Annotated in this window: 15 protein-coding genes; 5 read left to right on the top strand and 10 right to left on the bottom strand. The window is 72.5% G+C overall.

Going from position 1 to position 18,198, the window contains the following annotated elements; translation table 11 throughout:
- Positions 1–13 precede the first annotated feature (13 nt).
- Positions 14–466, bottom strand: a complete 453-nt coding sequence (locus IS481_RS07005) for a MarR family winged helix-turn-helix transcriptional regulator (RefSeq protein WP_104358161.1) — start codon at positions 464–466, stop codon at positions 14–16.
- Positions 467–641: 175 nt separating this feature from the next.
- On the opposite strand from IS481_RS07005, the gene IS481_RS07010 reads away from it, so the two are divergent.
- The 3 genes from IS481_RS07010 to IS481_RS07020 are packed head-to-tail and all read left to right on the top strand — an operon-like array spanning position 642 to position 6,219.
- A complete protein-coding gene (locus IS481_RS07010; protein ID WP_170067478.1) occupies positions 642–2,060 on the top strand; it encodes an efflux transporter outer membrane subunit in 1,419 nt (472 codons plus the stop codon).
- Complete coding sequence (locus IS481_RS07015; RefSeq protein ID WP_104358159.1) at positions 2,057–3,169, top strand: efflux RND transporter periplasmic adaptor subunit; 1,113 nt, start codon at positions 2,057–2,059, stop codon at positions 3,167–3,169. Before IS481_RS07010 ends, IS481_RS07015 begins: the two co-directional genes overlap by 4 nt.
- Entirely contained in the window at positions 3,166–6,219 is a 3,054-nt protein-coding gene (locus tag IS481_RS07020; protein ID WP_104358158.1) for an efflux RND transporter permease subunit, read from the top strand. Before IS481_RS07015 ends, IS481_RS07020 begins: the two co-directional genes overlap by 4 nt.
- An 84-nt stretch (positions 6,220–6,303) precedes the next feature.
- On the opposite strand, the gene IS481_RS07025 is transcribed toward IS481_RS07020, so the two are convergent.
- The 6 genes from IS481_RS07025 to IS481_RS07050 all read right to left on the bottom strand — a co-directional run bounded on the left by IS481_RS07025 (position 6,304) and on the right by IS481_RS07050 (position 11,519).
- Positions 6,304–8,061 (bottom strand): TRAP transporter large permease, encoded by a 1,758-nt coding sequence (locus tag IS481_RS07025; RefSeq protein WP_104358157.1) that lies wholly within the window; start codon positions 8,059–8,061, stop codon positions 6,304–6,306.
- Positions 8,058–8,663 (bottom strand): TRAP transporter small permease subunit, encoded by a 606-nt coding sequence (locus IS481_RS07030; RefSeq protein ID WP_104358156.1) that lies wholly within the window; start codon positions 8,661–8,663, stop codon positions 8,058–8,060. The genes IS481_RS07025 and IS481_RS07030 overlap by 4 nt, the downstream gene beginning before the upstream one ends.
- A gap of 301 nt (positions 8,664–8,964) precedes the next feature.
- On the bottom strand, positions 8,965–9,315 hold the full coding sequence (locus tag IS481_RS07035) for a protein tyrosine phosphatase family protein (protein WP_104358155.1): 351 nt from the start codon (positions 9,313–9,315) through the stop codon (positions 8,965–8,967).
- A gap of 12 nt (positions 9,316–9,327) precedes the next feature.
- Entirely contained in the window at positions 9,328–9,780 is a 453-nt protein-coding gene (locus IS481_RS07040) for a GatB/YqeY domain-containing protein (protein WP_104358154.1), read from the bottom strand.
- Positions 9,781–9,915: 135 nt separating this feature from the next.
- Entirely contained in the window at positions 9,916–10,128 is a 213-nt protein-coding gene (gene rpsU, locus IS481_RS07045; protein WP_104358153.1) for a 30S ribosomal protein S21, read from the bottom strand.
- 161 nt (positions 10,129–10,289) lie between these two features.
- The gene (locus IS481_RS07050) at positions 10,290–11,519 is read right to left on the bottom strand and encodes a BaiN/RdsA family NAD(P)/FAD-dependent oxidoreductase (protein WP_104358152.1); all 1,230 of its coding nucleotides are present in this window, start codon (positions 11,517–11,519) and stop codon (positions 10,290–10,292) included.
- A 184-nt stretch (positions 11,520–11,703) separates the two neighbouring features.
- Here IS481_RS07050 and IS481_RS07055 point away from each other — a divergent pair, with 184 nt between their 5' ends.
- Both IS481_RS07055 and rhtB read left to right on the top strand, forming a co-directional pair.
- Complete coding sequence (locus IS481_RS07055) at positions 11,704–12,828, top strand: MFS transporter (RefSeq protein ID WP_232529492.1); 1,125 nt, start codon at positions 11,704–11,706, stop codon at positions 12,826–12,828.
- 16 nt (positions 12,829–12,844) lie between these two features.
- On the top strand, positions 12,845–13,471 hold the full coding sequence (gene rhtB / locus IS481_RS07060; protein WP_104358150.1) for a homoserine/homoserine lactone efflux protein: 627 nt from the start codon (positions 12,845–12,847) through the stop codon (positions 13,469–13,471).
- On the opposite strand, the gene cobA is transcribed toward rhtB, so the two are convergent.
- The 3 genes from cobA to IS481_RS07075 all read right to left on the bottom strand — a co-directional run bounded on the left by cobA (position 13,452) and on the right by IS481_RS07075 (position 18,140).
- Positions 13,452–14,243, bottom strand: a complete 792-nt coding sequence (gene cobA / locus IS481_RS07065) for a uroporphyrinogen-III C-methyltransferase (protein WP_104358149.1) — start codon at positions 14,241–14,243, stop codon at positions 13,452–13,454. The two genes, rhtB and cobA, sit on opposite strands and share 20 nt — an antisense overlap.
- On the bottom strand, positions 14,227–15,186 hold the full coding sequence (gene ybiB / locus IS481_RS07070) for a DNA-binding protein YbiB (RefSeq protein WP_104358148.1): 960 nt from the start codon (positions 15,184–15,186) through the stop codon (positions 14,227–14,229). The genes cobA and ybiB overlap by 17 nt, the downstream gene beginning before the upstream one ends.
- 167 nt (positions 15,187–15,353) lie before the next feature.
- Positions 15,354–18,140 (bottom strand): nitrate reductase, encoded by a 2,787-nt coding sequence (locus IS481_RS07075; protein ID WP_104358147.1) that lies wholly within the window; start codon positions 18,138–18,140, stop codon positions 15,354–15,356.
- Between the last annotated feature and the right edge of the window lie 58 nt (positions 18,141–18,198).

Genomic DNA, 18,198 nt, shown 5'->3' on the forward strand with positions numbered 1-18,198 from the left:
TTGTTGCCTGCCTTCAGGCGGCCGCACGGGCGGCCAGCAGGCGCCGCAGCAGGCGCTCGAGCGCCTGCTGGTCCTCCGGGGCAAGCGCGCCGGTCAGCGGGGCCAACGCCTCGCGCCCCTGCGCGTGCAGGCGCCGCACGAGCTTCGTCCCTTCGGGCGTCAGGAACACGTCGGTGGCGCGGCCGTCGTCCGGATTCGGCGCACGTGCTACCCAGCCCTTCTTTTCCGCCCGGGCCACCAGGCCGGACAGCGTCTGCTTCTCCAGGCCGAGGTAGTCGGCCAGCTCGGTCATGCGCGGACGCCGGTCCGCGAGGATGCCCAGGAGCCGGACCATGGACAGCGAGAGGTCGTGCTCGGCCCCCAGCCGGCTGACGACGGCCATCGTGACGAAGGCGCTGGTCACCAGCGCGTCGGCCAGCCCGCCGTCCGGGGCCGAGGCATGGTTGATCGATCGGTGCTTCTGCATGGCGTGGCGATCTTGACATAGTTCGCATTACGAATCAAAAATAGATCGTAATGCGAACTTTATCGTCGCCTGTCCAGGGAGCATCCCCATGTCAGCTGCTGTCGTCACGTCGTTTCGCGTGCCGCCTCGCACGGGGCGGGGAGGGGGAGGTCTTCGCGGGCGGATCGCCGCAGGAGTGCTGGTCCTGCTGCTGGCTGCCTGCGCCGGCACGCCGCCGCAGGGGCCGGCGGCGGTCGATCTGCCCGAAGCCTGGCGCGCGCCGCTGCCGCACGGCGGCTCGGTCACCGCGCTGGCCGGCTGGTGGCGCGCCTTTGCCGATCCGCGGCTGGCCGCACTGATCGAGCGGGCGCAGGCCGCCAACCCGGACCTGCAGGCTGCTGCCGCCCGCCATCGCCAGGCGCGTGCCTGGGTCCGCGAAGCGCGTGCCGCCCTGTTGCCCCGGCTGGACGCGAGCGCGACGGCGAGCCGGGGGCGCAATCTCGACAACGTCCCCGGGGCCTCGGCCCAGTCGGACACCCGGCTCGAGGCCAGCTGGGAGATTGACCTGTTCAGCGCGCGGCGTGCCGCCGCGGACGAACAGGCGGCACAGGCCGAGGCCACCCGCCACGACTGGCATGCGGCGCGCGTGACGCTGGCGGCCGACGTGGCGGCGGCCTACGTGGACCTGCGGCTGGCCCAGGCGCGCGAGGAGGTGGCCGAGCTCGACGCGCGGCTCGCGGCCCGGCTGGCCGACTGGGGTCGCCAGCAGCAGGCGGCAGGCCTGGCGTCCGCCAGCGATGTCGCGCGACTGCAGGCCGAGGCGGCGCAGGCCGCGGCCCGCCGCAGCGTCGAGCATGCCGAGGCTGAAGTGGCCCTGCAGGCGCTGGCCTTGCTGCTCGGGGTGCCGGCGGCCACGCTCGCTGCCGAGCTGCAGGCACCGCCCCTGCCGGCCGACGACGGCCTGCCGCGTCGCGCGCTGCCGGAGGTGCCACCCTTTGCGGTGGAGACGCTGCCCGCGCGGCTGCTCGGCCAGCGGCCGGACGTGGCCGCGGCCCACCAGCGCTGGCTGGCCGCGGTGGCCCGCCAGCGCAGCGTCGATGCCGAGCGCTACCCGCAGCTGAGCTTCGGCGCGCTGGCGGGACAGGCGCGCGTGAGCGTCGGCGGGCAGACCGCGGTGAGTTCGCTGTGGTCGATCGGCCCCAGCCTGAGCCTGCCCCTGTTCGACGGCGGGGCCCGCCGCGCGCGCAACGAGGCGGCACTGGCGGCGATCGACGAAGCGGCCGCGACGTTGCAGGCGAAATGGCAGGCCGCGGTGGCGGAGGTCGAGGAGGCGCTGGAGCGCGTGCAGGCGACCCGCGAGCGACGGCACGCCGCGGCCGGGCAGGCGCAGGCGTGGCAGGGCATCGCGCGGCGCACCGAGCGGCAGGCGCAGGCGGGCCTGTCCAGCGGGCCGCAGCGGCTGGCGGCCTGGCGCGACGCGCTGGCCGCGTACGACGAGCAGCTGGCCGCGCAGGCCGCGCACGCGCAGGCCTGGATCGGCCTGTACCGCAGCCTGGGCGGCGGCTGGCAGGCCGAGGCCGCCGTCGTGGCCGGCGCGGGGGAGGGGCAGCGATGAAGCGCCGAGCCCTCCTGCTCGTCGCGGGCCTGGTCGTGGCGGCCGTCGCCGGCCTGGGGTGGTGGGCGGCCGGTCGCGAGGCGGCTCCTGCGACCACGTCCGAGGCCCCGGCGCCGGCCCTGGCGGTGCGGCCCGTGTGGCCCGCGCGCGAGTCCTGGCCCCAGGCCCTGCCGGCGGCGGGCAGCATCGCCGCCTGGGAAGAAGTCGTCATTGCCCCGGAGATCGGTGGCCTGCGCCTGGCGCAGCTGCACGTGTCGGTCGGCGACCGGGTCCGCAAGGGTCAGCTGCTCGCTCGGCTGAGCCCCGGCACGCTGGAGGCCGACGTGGCTGCCAGCCGGGCGGCGCTGCATGAAGCCGAGGCGGCCGCGGCCGAGGCCCGCCGTGCCGCCGGGCGCGCGCTGTCGCTGCAGGGCACCGAGGTGCTGTCCGCGCAGGCTATCGACCAGGCGGTGGCGGCGGCCCAGGCGGCCGAAGCGCGCCTGGCGGCTGCCCGGGCCCGCGCGCAGGGCGACGCGCTGCGCCTGGCCTACACCCGGGTGCAGGCGCCGGACGACGGCGTGATCAGTGCCCGCCCGGCGGTCGAGGGGGCGCTGGTGCAGGCCGGCGAGGAACTGATGCGCCTGCAGCGCCACGGCCGCCTCGAATGGCGTGCCGAGCTGCCCGGCCCGGACCTGGCGCAGGTGGAGCCCGGCCAGGCGGCCCGGGTCCTGGTGGGCGCGCAGGCCGTGTCCGGCCGCGTGCGCCAGGTGGCGCCGCAGGTCGACCTGCAACGCCGTACCGGCATCGTCCACGTCGAGCTCGATCCGGCCCCCGGGCTGCGCGCCGGCCTGTTCGCGCGCGGCGAGATCCTGGGCGCGCCGCGCCCGGTGCTGACGCTGCCCGACACTGCGCTGCTGCTGCGCGACGGGCAGGCCTACGTGTTCCGCATCGAGGGCGACACCGTGCGGCAGCAGAAGGTGACGCCGGGCGCACGACGCGGGGACCGTGTCGAGATTCGCGCCGGGCTGGCGCCGGATGCGGCGGTGGTCGAGTCCGGGGTCGGCTTCCTGGCCGACGGCATGACGGTGCGCGTGGTCGATGCACCACCCTCGTCGAAGGAGCGGCCATGAACGTCTCGGCCTGGTCGATCCGCCATCCGGTGCCGGCCCTGTTGCTGTTTGCCACGCTGACCGTCGTCGGCCTGTGGGCCTTCCTGCAGGCCCGGGTGCAGAACTTTCCGGACGTGGACCTGCCGCTCGTCACCGTCGAGGCCCGACTGCCCGGTACCGCGCCGGCGCAGATGGAAACCGAGGTGGCCCGCAAGCTCGAGAACGCGATGGCCACGCTGCAAGGGCTGCGGCACCTGCACACGGTGGTGCAGGACGGCGTGGCCACGGTCTCGGCCGAGTTCCACCTCGAGAAGTCGCCGCAGGAGGCACTGGACGACGTGCGCGCCGCAGTCGCCCGGGTCCGGTCGGACCTGCCCGCGGCCTTGCGCGACCCGGTGGTGCGCCGGATCGAGTTCAAGAACGATCCGATCCTGGCCTACACGGTGGCTTCGTCGCGCCTGGACGAGGAGGCGCTGTCCTGGTTCGTCGACGACCGCATCACGCGGCGCCTGCTCGCCGTGCCGGGGGTCGGGGCGGTCACGCGCGTCGGGGGGCTGGACCGCCAGGTGCGCGTCGAGCTGGACCCGGACCGCCTGCTGGCCTGGGGGCTGAGCGCGGCCGAGGTGTCGCGCCGTGTCGTGCAGGCGCAGCGCGAGGCGCCCGCCGGGCGCGTGCTGCTGGGCAGCGGCGAGCAGGCGGTGCGCACGGTGGTCGCCGCGCCGTCGGCCGAGGCCCTGGCGGCATTGGAGATCCCGCTGCCCGGCGGCCCGGTGCTGCGCCTGGACCAGCTGGCCACGGTGCACGACGGTCATGCCGAGCGCCGCAGCGCGGCGTTGCTCGACGGCCGGCCGGTGGTCGGCTTCGAGATCCGGCGCAGCACCGGCGCCAGCGACCTGGACGTGGCCGCAGGCGTGCGCCAGGCGCTGGCCGAGCTGCAGGCACTGCACCCGGAGCTGGAAATCTCCGAGGCCTGGAACGCGATCGACCCGGTGGTCGAGAACTTCGAGGGCAGCCTGTCGCTGCTGCTCGAAGGCGCGCTGCTGGCGGTGCTGGTGGTCGGCATCTTCCTGCGCGACGCGCGCGCCACCTTCATCAGTGCCGTGGCCCTGCCGCTGTCCATCCTGCCGACCTTCCTGGTGATGGAGTGGATGGGGTTCACGCTCAACCTGGTCACGCTGCTCAGCCTGTCGCTGGTGGTGGGCATCCTGGTCGACGATGCCATCGTCGAGGTCGAGAACATCATGCGCCACCTGGCCCAGGGCAAGTCGCCGCTGGAGGCTGCACGCGAGGCGGCCGACGAGATCGGCATGGCGGTGATCGCCACCACCTTCACGCTGATCGCGGTGTTCCTGCCCACCGCGTTCATGAAGGGGCTGGCGGGGCGCTATTTCGTGCAGTTCGGCTGGACGGCCTCGATCGCGGTGTTCTTCTCGCTGGTGGTGGCGCGCCTGCTGACCCCGATGATGGCGGCCTACCTGCTGCGCCGGCCGGCGCGGCCGCAGGCCGAGCCGTTCTGGATGCCGGCCTACCTGAAGGCCGCGCGCTGGGCCTTCACCCACAAGGGGGCGACGCTGGCGGCCACCGCGGCGTTCGGCGTGGCGTGCGCGCTGCCGCTGCTGGCGGGCGCGATCCGCGGCGACTTCATGCCGCCCGAGGACGGCCACCAGATCCGCATCGGGGTCGAGCTGCCGCCCGGGGCCACGCTGGCGCAGACGCAGGCCGTGGCCGAGGCGGTGCGCGCGGCGGTGGCCACGCACCCGCACGTGCGGCAGGTCCATGCCGCGATCGGCGGCGGCAGCCGCGACGACCCCCTGGGCGGGGCGGCGGAAAGCCGCACGGCCACGCTGACGCTGAGCCTCGTGCCGCGCCGGGAGCGTCGCGGCACGAGCCAGCAGCAGATCGAGCAGGCGCTGCGGGCGCGCCTGCAGGACGTGCCGGGCGCCCGCATCACGCTCGCGGCGAGCGAGGCCTACACCTTCGCCCTGTCCGGCGAGGACGCCGAGCTGCTGGCGCAGCATGCGGCGCGCATCGAGCAGGAGCTGCGCCGCCTGCCGGGCATCGGCCAGGTCGCGAGCAGCGCCAGCCTGCAGCGTCCGGAGCTGGTCGTGCGTGCCGATGCGGCGCGTGCGGCCGACCGGGGCGTGAGCGTCGAGGCAATCGCCGAGACGGTGCGCGTGGCGACGCTGGGCGACCACGAGCAGTTCCTGCCGCAGCTGAGCCTGAGCCAGCGCCAGGTGCCCATCGTGGTCCGGCTGCCCGAGGCCGCCGCGCGCGACCCGGACCTGCTGGGTCAGCTGCCGGTGCCGGGCGAACGCGGCCCGGTGCCGCTGCGCGAGGTCGCCACGCTGGAGGTGGCCAGCGGCCCGGCGCGCATCCAGCGGCTCGACCGGTTGCGCACGGTGAGTTTCTCGGTCGAGCTCGACGGGCGGCCGATGGGCGAGGTGCAGCAGCGGGTCGCGGCGCTGCCCGGCCTGCAGCAGCTGCCGCCCGGGCTGTCGAAGCTGGACGTCGGCGAGGCGGAGACCTCCAACGAGCTCGGCCGCAGCTTCCTGCTCGCGATGGGCACCGGCGTGGCCTGCATCTACATGGTGCTGGTGCTGCTGTTCGGCGCCTGGGCGCAGCCGCTGACCATCCTGGGCGCGCTGCTGCTGTCCGTTCCCGGGGCGCTGCTGGCGCTGTACCTGACCGGCACCCACCTCAGCATGCCGGCGATGATCGGGATGATCATGCTGATGGGCATCGCGACCAAGAACTCCATCCTGCTGGTCGAATACGCCATCGTCGCGCAGCGCGATCGCGGCCTGCCGCGGCTGGATGCCTTGCTCGACGCCTGCCGCAAGCGCGCGCGCCCCATCGTGATGACCACGCTGGCGATGGGGGCGGGCATGCTGCCCATCGCGCTCGGCTTCGGCGCCGACCCGAGCTTCCGCGCGCCCATGGCCATCGTCGTGATCGGCGGCCTGCTCACCTCCACCGTGCTGAGCCTGCTGGTGATCCCGGTGCTTTACGAGGTGGTGGACGATGCCGTCGCGCGGTGCAGGCGAGGCCGCCGGCAGGAGGCCGCGGCATGAGCGATCCTGCCGCGGGGCCGCTTCCCGCGCGGGCAACAAAAAAGGGCCGCGAGGCCCTTTCTTGTTGGCGGACGATGCGCCGGGTCATTCGGCCGGCGGTTCGTCGAAGCCGCGCATCGGATCGTCCTCCTCGGGCGGCGCGACCTCCGGCGCCTGCATCTCCAGCCCCGCGCCCGAATCGGCCTCGGCATCGCCCGCGTTCGGGATCATCAGCTCGCGCATCACTTCCTCGTCGCTGAGCTTCTCGATCTGGCCGATGTTGCCCGTCACCAGGCCCGGGAAGGCGATGACCGCGGCCACCATCGTGAGCTGCAGGATGATGAAGGCGATCGAGCCCTTGTAGATCTGCGGCGTCGTGACGGCCGGGATCAGCTTGCCGGTGACGCGGTCCACGTAGTCCTCGCGCGGCGCGACGCTGCGCAGGAAGAACAGCGCGAAGCCGAACGGCGGGGTCAGGAAGGACGTCTGCAGGTTCATCGCGACGATCACGCCGAACCAGATCAGGTCGATGTCCATCTTGGCCGCCACCGGTGCCAGCATCGGGATCACGATGAACGCGATCTCGAAGAAGTCGATGAACATGCCCAGGATGAACACCAGCACGTTCACGACGATCAGGAAGCCCAGCTGGCCGCCGGGCAGCTGGTCGAACAGGTGCTCGACCCAGATGTGGCCGTCGGCCGCGTTGAAGGTGAAGCTGAAGATCGTCGAGCCGATCAGGATGAACAGCACGAAGCACGACAGCTTCGCGGTGTTGTCCAGCGCCTGCTTCATCATCGCGAAGCTGAGCTTGCGGCGCGAGAGCGCCATCACCAGGGCCCCCACCGCGCCCATCGCGCCACCTTCGGTCGGCGTCGCGATGCCGAGGAAGATGGTGCCGAGCACCAGGAAGATCAGCACCAGCGGCGGGATCAGCACGAAGGTGACCCGCTCGGCCAGCCGCGACAGCAGGTTCAGGCGCAGCAGGCGGTTCAGCAGCGCCAGGCCCAGCGCCAGGAACGAGGCCACCGTCATCGACATGATGACGACCTCGTCGCCGGGCGAGGCGGTGGTGCGCTCGAGCAGCGCCTTCATCGCGGCGTCGTGCACCTGCGACCAGGCATAGCCGACCGCGCCGCAGATCAGCATCAGCACCAGCAACGACCGGTGGCCGCTCGAGCCGTTCGGCTCACGATAGATGCGCGCCTCGGCCGGCAGCGCCGGCACCCACTTGGGCCGCACCACGGCCACGGTCAGGATGAACAGCAGGTACAGGCCCACCAGCATCAGGCCGGGCACCAGGGCGCCGGCATACATGTCGCCCACCGAGCGGCCCAGCTGGTCGGCCATCACGATCAGCACCAGCGAGGGCGGGATGGCCTGCGCCAGCGTGCCAGACGCTGTGATCGTGCCCATCGCGATGGTGCGGTTGTAGCCGTAGCGCAGCATGATGGGCAGCGAGATCAGGCCCATCGAGATCACCGCGGCGGCCACCACGCCGGTGGTGGCGGCCAGCAGCGCGCCGACCAGGATCACCGCGATCGCCAGGCCGCCGCGCACCGGGCCGAACACCTGGCCGATGGTCTCGAGCAGGTCCTCGGCCATGCCGCTGCGCTCCAGGATGATCCCCATGAAGGTGAAGAAGGGGATCGCCAGCAGCGTGTCGTTCATCATGATGCCGATCACGCGCAGCGGCAGGGCCTGGAACAGGTTGGAGCCGAACAGGCCCAGTTCCATGCCGAGGAAGCCGAACAGCAGCCCGGTCGCCGCCAGGCCGAACGCCACCGGGATGCCCGACAGCAGGAAGAACAGCAGTCCACCGAACAGGACGGGGACGAAGTTTTGGGTCAGGAATTCGGTCATTGCTTGGCGCCCGGCTGTTTCTGTTCGACTTCGCGGGCCAGTTCCTCGGCCAGCGCTTCAGCTTCGTTCTTCTCTTCGACGTGGCTGAACGGCTGGTCGCGCAGGCCGAGCAGGAAGGCGATGCGCTTGACCAGCTCGGACAGGCCCTGCAGCACCAGCAGCGCGAAGCCCACCGGCATCAGCAGGTACACCGGCCAGCGCACCAGGCCACCTGCGTTCTGCGACATCTCGCCGCTCTGGTAGGCGTTCATGAACACCGGCCAGGAGAGGTCGATCATGATCAGGCAGAAGGGCGCCAGGATCGCGACGATGCCGATGATGTCGATGATGGCGTTGGTGCGCCGGCTCAGCCGTGCGGAGATGAAGTCGATGCGCACGTGGGCATTGCGCAGCAGCACGTAGCCCGCGCCGAGCATGAAGACGCCGGCAAACAGGTACCACTGGATTTCGAGCAGGGCGTTCGAGCTGGTGTCGAAGGTCTTGCGCACGATCGCGTTGCCGGCGCTGATCAGCACCGAGCCCAGCACTAGCCACATGATCAACTTGCCTATGCGCTCGCTGATCCAGTCGATCGCGCTCGACAGCTTGAGTAGAGCAGACACGTTGTCTCCGATCGTTTCGTTCGTCCGAAGAGGCGCAGGGGTTGAAAGCTTACAGGCAGCTGAAAGTGCGTTCCAGGACGCTCGTTCCGGGACGTCCCCTCAGTCGGCTTTCATGGAGGGTCTCTGCGCATGGAGGGAGATGGACAGGCCGGGCGGGGAAGCCCGCCGCCGCTGCCCGGCGCACTGTACGTAACGCACGCTGAATTGCGGCTGAACAAAAGCCCCGGCCTAGGGAAAGTCCGGGGCTGATGCAGCGCAGTCGTGGCAATTGCACGGGGGCGGACGGGCCGCCGCCAGGGCCTCAGCCCTGCTGCAGGCCGGTGGCGGCCTGGTACAGCCGGGTGCTGCGCGCACCTGAACGGCAGAACGCCAGCACGGGCTTGGGCAGGGTCTGCAGCAGCTCGGCAAAGCGCGCGATCTGCTCGGGGGTCTGCACCGCGGATTCGACCGGCAGGTGCACATAGGCCAGGCCCGCGGCCTTGGCGGCTGCCTCGATCTGGGCGCTGGTGGGCTGCTCCGGGCCGCCCTCGAAGTCGGGACGGTTGTTGATGACGCTCCTGAAGCCGGCGGCGGCGGCTTCCTGCATCGCCTCGGGCGTCAGCTGCGGCGCGACGCACACGTCGGGAGCGATTTGCCGGATCGGCAGACTCATGGCGGTTCTCCTTCAGGCTTTCTGGCTCAGCGCCTGCTTGACGGCGGTCGAGACCAGGCCCATGTCGGCCTTGCCGGCCAGGCGGGTCTTGGCCACGCCCATCACCTTGCCCATGTCGGCCGGGCTGCTGGCGCCGGTCTCGGCGACGATTTTCGCCACTTCGGCGGCGATCTCCCCGGCGCTCAGGCGCTGCGGCAGGTAGGCTTCCAGCACCTTGATCTCGGCGGCCTCCTTGGCGGCCAGGTCGGCGCGCCCGGCCTGCTCGTAGGCGGCGAGCGAATCCTTGCGCTGCTTGATCAGCTTGTCGACGATGCCTATCACGGCCGCGTCGTCCAGCGTCACGCGCTCGTCGACCTCCTTCTGCTTCATCGCCGCCATCAGCATGCGGATGGTCGACAGGCGGTCGGCGTCCTTGGCGCGCATGGCGCTCTTCATGTCTTCGGTGATCTGGTCTTTGAGGCTCATGATGTCCTGTGCAGAGGAGGGATCGGGAGATGGTACGGGCGGCCCGCCGCGCCGGCCGGAGACAACAAAGCCCGCGTGGGCGTCCCCAGGCGGGCTTGGTCGAAAAGTTCGCGGTGCAGATCCGCTGCGCGAGGCTCAGTAGAGCTTCTTCGGCAGCTGCATGGCGCGCACGCGCTTGTAGTGGCGCTTGATCGCAGCAGCCTTCTTGCGCTTGCGCTCGGCCGTCGGCTTTTCGTAGAACTCGCGGGCACGCAGCTCGGTCAGCAGGCCCAGCTTTTCGATGGTGCGCTTGAAGCGGCGCAGGGCCACGTCGAACGGCTCGTTTTCTTTGACGCGAATGGTAGTCATTGAGAAATGGGATCCTTCGTTCATCAGCAGCGCCGGGCCGAAGCTTGACGGATTCGCCTTCCGGCCCGGGCCCAGTTGTACGGGCTGGGCACCAGCGCTGCCAGGTGCTAGCAAAGACGGCGATTATAGACCGAAAATCGCACGATGCAACGGGCCGCACCCTAGGCCGGGCCGGAGCGCGGGGCCAGGGACGCGGCCAGGGCCCGGGCGCAGGCGGCCGCGCTGGCCCAGGCCCACTGGAAGTTGTAACCCCCCAGCCAGCCGGTCACGTCGACCACCTCGCCGATGAAGTGCAGGCCGGGCACCCGCCGGCTTTCCATGCTCTGCGAGCTGAGCTCGCGGGTGTCGACGCCGCCGGCGGTGACCTCGGCCTTGCGGTAGCCCTCGGTGCCGCCGGGCACCAGCTGCCAGCGGTGCAGCCGCTGGGCGAGCGTCTCCAGGTCCCGGTCCCTGGCTTCGGCCACCGGGCGCGCCGCCAGTTGCGGCACCGCCTCCAGCCAGGCTTCCGCGAGGCGCGCGGGCAGGGCGGCCGCCAGTTCGTTGCGCAGCAGCCGGCGCGAGCCGGCCGCCTTGGCCGCGCGCAGCACCTCGGCCAGCGCCCGCCTCGGCGACAGGTCGATCTCCACCGGCTGCCCGGGCGTCCAGTAACTGGACACCTGCAGCGTGGCCGGGCCGCTCAGCCCCCGGTGGGTGAACAGCAGGTCCTCGACGAAGGCACCGCGGCCGCGCCCCTGGCCGCAGGCGATGCCCACCTCCAGCGACACCCCGGCCAGCGGCGCGAACGGCGCCCAGGTGGCGGCGTCGAAGGTCAGCGGCACCAGCGCCGGCCGGGTCTCGACGACGGCATGGCCGAACTGCCGCGCCAGCCGGTAGCCGAAGTCGCTGGCGCCGATCTGCGGGATCGACAGGCCGCCGGTGGCGACCACCAGCCGCGCGGCCCGGACCGGGCCGGCCGCGGTGTCCAGCTCGAAGCGGTCGCCCGCCTGGCGCACCCCGGCCACCGCGCACGGCTGCCAGCGCGTCACCCCGCCTTGCTCGCATTCGCGCAGCAGCATGCGGATGATGTCCTCGCTGGAGTCGTCGCAGAACAGCTGCCCCTTGTGCTTCTCGTGGAAGGGGATGCGGTGGCGCTGCACCAGCGCGACGAAATCCTGCGGCGTGTAGCGCGCCAGCGCCGAGCGGCAGAAGTTCGGGTTGCGCGACAGGAAGTTGGCCGGGCCCGCGTCCCGGTTGGTGAAGTTGCAGCGCCCGCCACCGGAGATGCGGATCTTCTCCGCGACCTTCTTTGCATGGTCGAGCACCAGCACCTTGAGCCCCAGCTGGCCGGCCAAGCCGGCGCAGAACAGGCCGGCCGCGCCGGCCCCGATGATGACGACGTCGAACCGGTGCATGGGCGCGGATTATCCGCGTCCTCCGCGTCGGGCCTGTGGAATGCACATGAGGTTGCAGCACGCGAGCAGGCGTGTTCCTAGAATGTCCGCTGGTTGCGGCACGCCAGCCGCGGCACCTCCATCCTCCATTGCGCATCCCATGTCTCTGCCTGCCAGCGAGCCGCTTGCTCGCGACGAGCAGTCCTTGTCTGCCGCCCGTTGGGGCACGCGCACGCAGTTCTTCTGCAGCGGGTTCCTGTTCGCCACCTGGGGGGTGCACATCCCCACGGTGAAGGCGCATTACGCGATCAGCGAAGGGGCGCTGGGCCTGGCGCTGCTGGCCGCCGGCATCGGCGCGCTGCTCGGGCTGTCGCGCGCCGGCGTGCTGGTCGGGCGGTTCGGCGCGCGCGGCGTCGCGCTGATCTGCGGCCTGCTGGCCGCGCTGGTGCTGGGCCTGCTGCTCGGCCTGCCGGGCTACCCCGGGCTGCTGGCGGCGCTGGCCGTGTTCGGCGCGACCAGCAGCGTGTTCGACGTGGCGATCAACGCGGAAGCCTCGGAGATCGAGCGCCGCCAGGGCTACCCGATCATGAGTCACTTCCACGCGATGTTCAGCCTGGGTGGCATGGCCGGCGCGGCCGCCGGCAGCCTGCTGCTGGGTTGGCAGGTGGGGGCGGTGACGCACCTGGTGGGCGCGGCGCTGGCCGGGGCGCTGGCGATCGGCTGGGCCTGCCTGCAGATGCTGCCGCCGCAGCCGGCCGCGGGCGACGAGCCGGGCTTTCGCCTGCCGCGCGGCGTGCTGCTGCTGCTCGGGGTGCTGGCCGCGCTGGGGCTGATTTCCGAAGGCGCGATGTACGACTGGAGCGTGCTGTACCTGCAGAAGGAGCTGGGCAGCCCGCAGGACGTGGCCGCGCTCGCCTATGCCAGCTTCTCGGGCGCGATGGCGGCGGCTCGCTTCGGCGGCGACTGGGTGCGCGCACGCACCAGTCCGGTGATGCTGATGCGCGCGAGTGCCTCGCTGTCGGCCCTGGCCATGGCCGCCGTGCTGCTGGTCGGCCATCCGGTGGTGGCGCTGGTGGGCTTCGCGCTGGTCGGCATCGGGCTGGGCAACGTGGTGCCGGTGCTGTTCAGCGCCGCGGCCCGCGTGCCGGGCACCACGCCGGCGCACGGCATCGCGGCGGTGTCCTCGGTCGGCTACCTGGGGTTCATGGCCGGCCCGCCGCTGATCGGGGGGCTGGCGCAGGGGTCGTCGCTGACGGCGGCGCTGTTCGTCGTCGTCCTGTTCGCCGCCGTGCTGGCCGCGCTGTCGCGCCGGGCCCTGCCGGCGGGCTGAACGCAAGGAGCAACACATGGCATGGGACGTCTGGCTGGCGTATTTCTTCGCGGCCTGGGCGATCGCGCTGTCGCCCGGCTCGGGGGCGGTGCTGTCGATGAGCCACGGGCTGTCGTACGGCGTGCGCCGCACCACGGTCACGATCCTGGGGCTGCAGGTCGGGCTGCTGTTCGTGCTCGTCGTGGCCGGCGCCGGGCTCGGGGCGCTGCTGGTCGCCTCGGAGACCGCTTTCACGGCGGTCAAGGTGGTCGGTGCGCTCTACCTGATCTGGCTCGGGGTGCAGCAGTGGCGTGACACCGGCACGGTGGCCGGCGCCGTGCAGGTGGCGCCGATGTCGGCCCGGCGGCGTTTCCTGGCCGGCATGCTGACCAATGCGACCAACCCCAAGGGCATCGTCTTCATGGTCGCGGTGCTGCCGCAGTTCATCGACCCGGCCCGGCCGCTGCTGGCGCAGCTGGCCATCCTCGCCGTGACGACCTGCTCGGTGGACCTGGTCGTGATGCACGGCTACGCGGCGCTGGCCGCGAACATGCAGCGCTGGCTGCGCGGCCCGCGCGTGGCGCGCTGGCAGAACCGCTTCTTCGGCGGCGTGCTGATGGTGATGGGCGCGCTGCTGTTCTTCGTCAGGCGGCAGCCGCACTGAGGCGCGCGGCCGGCTGCACCGCCTGCAGGCCGCGCAGCACGTTGCCGACGATGATGACCGCCGGGCTGCCCAGCCCTTCGCGCTGCAGCATGGCCTGCAGGTCCGCAAGCGGCGCGACCGCATGGCGCTGCTGCGGCAGGCTGGCGTGCTGGACCACCGCCACCGGCGTGTCCGGGGGCAGCCCTTCGAGCAGCCCGGCCTGGATCTGCGCCGCCTGGGCCACGCCCATGTAGATCACCAGCGTGTAGCCGTCGGCGGCCGTGGTCGCCAGGCGCCGCCAGTCCAGCGGCGTGCTGCCCGCGCGGGGGTGGCCGGTCACCAGGATCACGCCGTGCGCGTGGTCGCGGTGCGTCAGCGGCACGCCCAGTCCCGTGGCGGCGGCCAGGCCCGAGGTGATGCCGTTGATCACCTCGACCTCGATGCCGTGCGCGCGCAGGTGCTCCACCTCCTCGCCGCCGCGCCCGAACACGCCCGGGTCGCCGCCCTTGAGCCGCACGACACGTTCGCCCTTCAGGGCTTCGGTGGCCATCAGGCGTTCGATGAAGTCCTGCGGGGTGCTGCGGCAGCCGCCGCGCTTGCCGACGTCGACGATGCGTGCATGGCGGCGGGCGTAGCGCAGCACCTCACGGCCGACCAGGTCGTCGACCAGCAGCACGGTGGCGGCGCGGATCGCCCGGATCGCCTTGAGGGTCAGCAGCTCGGGGTCGCCCGGGCCGGCCCCGACCAGGGTGACACGCGGGCGCGGCGAGGGGGCGTCAGGCGGCGGGTTCATGGGGCGTGAGGGCAGCAGCGGGCAGGTGCTCCAGGGCTTGCAAGAGGCATTCCACCTGCTGCACCAGGGCGGCCGGGGCCGGCTTCTCGCCGCTGGCCACCGACTGGATGTACATCGCCGTCGTCGCCGCATCGCATTCGCGCGGCAGCAAGGGCATCTCGGTGAGCACGCCCTCGCGCGCCGCGACGCCGAGCGCCGGCTGCGGCACGCCGCCGAGGAACAGCTCCATCTTCGGCGTGCGCCGCGGGTCGGCCACCGGCTCGCCCTCGGTGCCGCGCATCAGCAGCGCGTTGGCGCGGGTGCGCTGCAGGAACTGGGTCAGCGTCTGGCCGTATTCCGGGTGGGTGTAGTTGACCACCCGCAGGGCCTGGCCGGGCGGGCAGGGGTCGAGCAGCTTGGCCACGGTGTGCGCCGGGTTGCGCAGGCCGATCACCCAGCGCGCGTCGAGCAGGCGCGCCAGCGGCGGGCACAGGTGCTCGGTGCGGATGAAGGCCGGCTCGCGCCGCCGCCAGGCCTGCTCGATGCCGGCGAGGTCGTGCACCACCGGCAGGCCGAGGCCGTGGAAGATCTGTGCGGTCGTCACGCGCCCGGGGTCGTGCGCCATGCCGTGCACCAGCACCGGCACGCCTTCCTGGGCGAGCATCTGCGCGAGCAGCGGGGTCAGGTTGGGCAGTTTGCGTGCGCCGTTGTAGGACGGCAGCACCACGGCGGGGCGCGGGCAGTCGACCGGCAGGCAGCGTTCGACGGTGGCGGCAAGGAAGCCTTCCAGCTCGTCGAGCGACTCGCCCTTGATGCGCATGGCGATCGCGAACGCGCCGATCTCCAGGTCCGAGACCTGCCCCTCGAGCACCTGTGTCATCAGGTCGTAGGCCTGTTCGCGGTCGAGCGAGCGGGCGCCTTCCCTGCCGCGCCCGATGTCCTTGATGTAGCGGGCAATGCTCATCGCGCGGCCACCTTGGCGGGACGGGTGGCGGGCGAAGGTTGCCGTCGTGCGTCGCGGTTCATGAGTCTCCTTCACAAGTCCCGCACCGCGGGGGCGGTGCTCCAGGTCGCTCAGGGAACCGCAATTCTCACGCCAGCCCGCCGCGAGGGGCAGGGTCCCTCCTGCCGTCATGCCGCGGCGAGCTGCAGGCGCACCAGCCGCTTGAGTTCGGGCCCGCAGGAACCGCACTGCGTGCCGCAGCGCAGCCGCTGCTGCAGTTGTGCGAGACGCGCATCGGCGTCGCCATCGCAGTGCGCGAGCACCTCCAGGATCTGCGGCTCGCGCACGTCGTGGCAGGTGCAGACCTGGCGGCCGGCGGCGGGCGGCGCGCCCGGTGGCTGCGCGCCCGGCGCGAGCAGCAGGTGCCCGTAGGACTGGGCCGGCAGGCGTTCCTGCAGCAGGGTGCGGATCCAGGTCCCGGCGCGGGTGTCGCCGGCGAGCAGGCAGGCCTCCAGCGTGCGCGTGCCGTCGGCGGCGCAGGCGAGCCGCATCGCCCGGTGCTGGCCGCGCCGCGCGTCGGCGTAGCGCAGCGTCTGCGGCCCGGCCAGCCCCAGGACCTGCTCGATCCCGGCGAGCAGCGCCGCCGGCGCGGGCTCGTGCGCGGCAGCGCGGAACAGCAGGCCGGTTCCTTGCGGTTCGCGCCCGAACGGCGTGCAGCTGGCGAACGCGAAGCGGCGCATCAGCACGCGCAGCTGCTCGCGCGCCTGGAGCGCCTCGTCCTGAGGCAGCCAGGCCAGGGCCAGCAGCTGCCAGGGCAGCTCGGCCTTGGCGATGCGCACCGCCGCGTGCTTGAGCTCGGGCTGTCTCGAATGGGGGCAGCAGGCCGGCGTGGTGAGTGCGTTGACACCGTAGACCGGCTCGCCGGACTCGCTGCACCCCGAGAGGAACTCCTCGCCCCAATGCATCGGGATCCACGCCTGGGCCGGGGCGACCTCGCCGCTCGTGCGCGCGGGCAGCACCAGTGCGCCGCGCCGCGAGGCCACATGCACCAGGTCGCCGTCGCGCAGGCCCAGGCGCGCCATGTCGCGCGCGTGCAGCTCGACGGCCGGCTCGGCGACGTGGCCGAACAGCCGGCCCAGCATGCCGGTGCGGCTCATGCCGTGCCACTGGTCGCGCAGCCGGCCCGTGGTCAGGCTGAACGGGTAGCGCGCATCGCGCGGCTCGGCCACCGGCGCGTACTTCACGTCGGCAAAGCGCGCGCGCCCGTCGGGGGTCGGGAAGCGCCCGTCCTCGTACAGCCGGGCCCGGCCGTGCGAGGCGCCCTCGGGCAGCGGCCACTGCTGCGGCGCGCGCTCGAGCATCGCATAGCTCATGCCGGTGATGTCCAGGTCGCGGCCGCGGGTGGATTCGCGGTGCTCGTTCCAGATCGCTTCGGGCGTCTCGTAGGGAAACAGCGTGGCGCCGTCGGTGCGGCGGCGCGGCAGGCGCGCCTCGAGCCGGCGGGCGAAGTCGACCGCGACCTGCCAGTCGTGGCGTGCCTGCCCGGGCGGCGGCACGGCCGGGCGCACGCGTGAGATGCGCCGCTCGCTGTTGGTCACGGTGCCGTCCTTCTCGCCCCAGGTGGTGGCCGGCAGCAGCAGGTCGGCGTAGGAGGCCGTGGCGGTGCCGGCAAAGGCTTCCTGCACGACGACGAACTCGCAGCGCTCGAGCGCGCGGTGCACGGTGCGCTGGTCGGGCAGCGACTGCGCCGGGTTGGTGCAGGCGATCCACAGCGCCTTGATCTCGCCGCGCGCGGCGGCCTCGAACATCTCGACCGCGGTCCGGCCCGGCGTGGCCGGCACGTCGGGCACCCCCCACAGCCGGGCCACCTCGGCGCGGTGTTCGGGGTTGGCCTGGTCGCGGTGGGCGCTCAGCAGGTTGGCCAGTCCGCCGACCTCCCGGCCGCCCATGGCGTTGGGCTGCCCGGTCAGCGAGAACGGGCCCGCACCGGGCCGGCCGATCTGGCCGGTGGCCAGGTGCAGGTTGACCAGCGCGGCGTTCTTGGCGGTGCCGCTGGTGCTCTGGTTCAGCCCCTGGCAGTACAGCGACAGCGTGGCGCGCGAGGCGCCGAACCATTGCGCGGCCTGCACAAGCGCGGCTTCGTCGATGCCGCAGATGCGGGCCACCTCGCGCGGCGTGTAGTCGCGCACGGTGGCCTTGAGCGCCTCGAAGCCGTGCGTGTGGCGTTCGATGTAGCCGTGGTCGATGCGCCCGTCCCACAGCAGCAGGTGCAGCAGGCCGTGGAACAGCGCGACGTCGGTGCCGGGCAGCAGCGGCAGGTGCAGGTCGGCCATCGCGCCCGTCTCGGTGCGGCGCGGGTCGGCGACCACCAGCCTGAGCTGCGGATTGGCCCGGCGCGCGTCCTCGATGCGGCGAAACAGCACCGGGTGCGCATGGGCCGGGTTGGCGCCGGCGATGAAGATCAGCTCGGCGTGGTTCACGTCGTCGTAGCAGGCCGGCGGCGCATCTGCACCCAGCGTCTGCTTGTAGCCGGCCACCGCGCTGCTCATGCACAGCCGCGAGTTGGTGTCGATGTTGTTGGTGCCTATCAATCCCTTGGCCAGCTTGTTGAAGACGTAATAGTCCTCCGTCAGCAGCTGGCCCGAGACGTAGAACCCCACCGCGTCGGGCCCGTGGCGGCCGATGAGGTCCGCGAAGCGGTCGGCCGCCTCGTCCAGTGCCGCGTCCCAGCCCACGGGCTGTGGCGTCGCGCCGCGGTGCGCGCGGCGCTGGGGGCCGAGCAGGCGCGCCTGCCGGATGACCGGGGCGGCCGCGGTCAGGTGCAGGGTGCTGCCCTTGGTGCACAGCCGCCCGAAGTTGGCCGGGTGCTCGGGGTCGCCGCGCACGCCGGTGATCCGCGCACCATCGCTTTCGATGACGACGCCGCAGCCGACGCCGCAGTACGGGCAGGTCGATCGGGTCTCGCGCGCCGTCATGCGCACCCTCCGGGCAGGGGGCGCGGGCGGCGTGGCGTCCGGGCAGCGAAGCGCCGGC

The sequence above is a fragment of the Caldimonas thermodepolymerans genome, assembly GCF_015476235.1.
In the GTDB taxonomy this organism is placed as follows: domain Bacteria; phylum Pseudomonadota; class Gammaproteobacteria; order Burkholderiales; family Burkholderiaceae_C; genus Caldimonas; species Caldimonas thermodepolymerans.